This is a genomic window from Streptomyces sp. CA2R106, assembly GCF_037034245.1.
Lineage (GTDB): Bacteria > Actinomycetota > Actinomycetes > Streptomycetales > Streptomycetaceae > Actinacidiphila.
In genome coordinates this window covers 1-1,645 of record NZ_JBAGKC010000110.1, presented here as the reverse complement: position 1 = coordinate 1,645, position 1,645 = coordinate 1, and the positions used below count along the sequence as shown (strand labels likewise).

Here is a 1,645-nt window from a genome sequence, read left to right as displayed (position 1 = left end):
CGCCACCAAAGCACCCAGGCCACCGGTACCGCCGGTCACCAGCACCGCGCCATCCGCACCGGCGCCGTCCGCGCCCGACAGCGCCGACAGCCCGCCCGGCTCCGCGGACACCACCGCCCGCGCCAGCCGCGGCGCCAGCACCAGCCCGCTGCGCACCGCCACCTGCGGCTCGTCGAACGCGGCGAGCGCGGCCGGCCCGAAGCCCGCCCCGTCGCCGTCGCCGCCGGCCGCCGGGTCCGCCGCCGGGTCGAGGTCCACCAGGGCGAAGCGCCCGGGGTGCTCCGACTGCGCGCTGCGGACCAGGCCCCACGCGGCGGACGCCGCCACGTCCGGCGCCTCACCGCCCGTGGCGACCGCGCCCCGCGTCACCAGCACCAGCCGCGAGTCCGCCAGCGCCTCGGCGGCCAGCCACTCCTGCACCAGGCCCAGCGTGCGCGCCACCGCCGTGTGCGCGGCGCCCGCCACGTCCACCGCGGCGCCGTCGGGCCCGCCCGCGGACGGCACCGCCGTCACCACCGCGTCCGGCACCGGCGCGCCCGCGGCCACCGCCGCGACCAGCGCGGCCAGGTCCGCGTACGCCCCGTCCGCGCCGAGCACCGCGACCTCGGCCGGGCCGGTGCCGCTCGCGGCCGCCGCCTCGGCCCACTCCACCGTGAACAGCGACCTGTCGGCCGCCCCGGACCGCCCGGAACTCGCCAACTGCGCCTGGTCCACCGGCCGCAGGACGAGGGAGCGGACCGACACCACCAGGGCGCCGGTGTCGTCGACCGCGTCGAACCGCACCGTGGAGTCGCCGAGCGCCCCGGCCCGCACCCGCAGCTGCGAGGTGCCGCGGCGGCCGATCCGGACCCCGGTCCAGCTGAAGGGCATCTTGTGCTCGCTGCCACCCGCGAAGAAGGGCACGCCGCCCTGCACCACCGCGTCGAACAGCGCCGGGTGGACGCCGAACCCGCCCGCGGCGTCCACGTACTCGTCCGGCAGGGCGACCTCGACGTAGATCTCGTCGCCGTCGCGCCAGGCGGCCCGCATGCCCTGGAACACCGGGCCGTAGTCGTAACCCAGCTCGGTCAGCTGGTCGTAGAGGCGCTCGGCCGGGACCGGTTCGGCGTCCGCCGGCGGCCACTGCTCCGCCCAGTCCGCGACCGGCTCGACGTCGAGTCCGGGCTCCTCCTCGGTCCCGGGGGCCAGGACACCGCGCGCGTGGCAGATCGACTCGCCGCGCCGCGTGCCCTCGGGGACGGTGTAGATCGCGACGGCCCGGTGGCCGTTGTCGTCCGGCTCGGCCACGGTGACCTGCACCTGGACGGCGGTGCCCGCGGGCAGCAGGAACGGCGTCCCGAGCACCAGCTCCTCCACCACCGGGCAGCCCACCTGCCGGCCGGCCGTCAGCGCCAGTTCCACCAGCGTGACACCGGGCACGACGACCGTGCCGAACAGCAGGTGCTCGGTGACCCAGGCGTCCGTGTCCGTGCTCACCCGCCCGGTGAACAGCCACTGGTCCTGGTCGCCGATCCGCACCCCCGCGGTCAGCAGCGGGTGCTCGACGCGCTCGGACCCGGCGGCGACCGCCCCGGGCACCGCCTCGCCCGGCGCCAGCCAGTAGCGCTCGTGCTGGAAGGCGTACGTCGGCAGGGACACGGTCTTC

General features: G+C 77.8%; 1 protein-coding gene. It reads right to left on the bottom strand.

All coding sequences use genetic code 11. The annotated features are described in order from the left end of the window. On the bottom strand, positions 1-1,645 hold a 1,645-nt coding region (locus WA788_RS35225; protein WP_335984515.1), incomplete at both ends, for a polyketide synthase dehydratase domain-containing protein.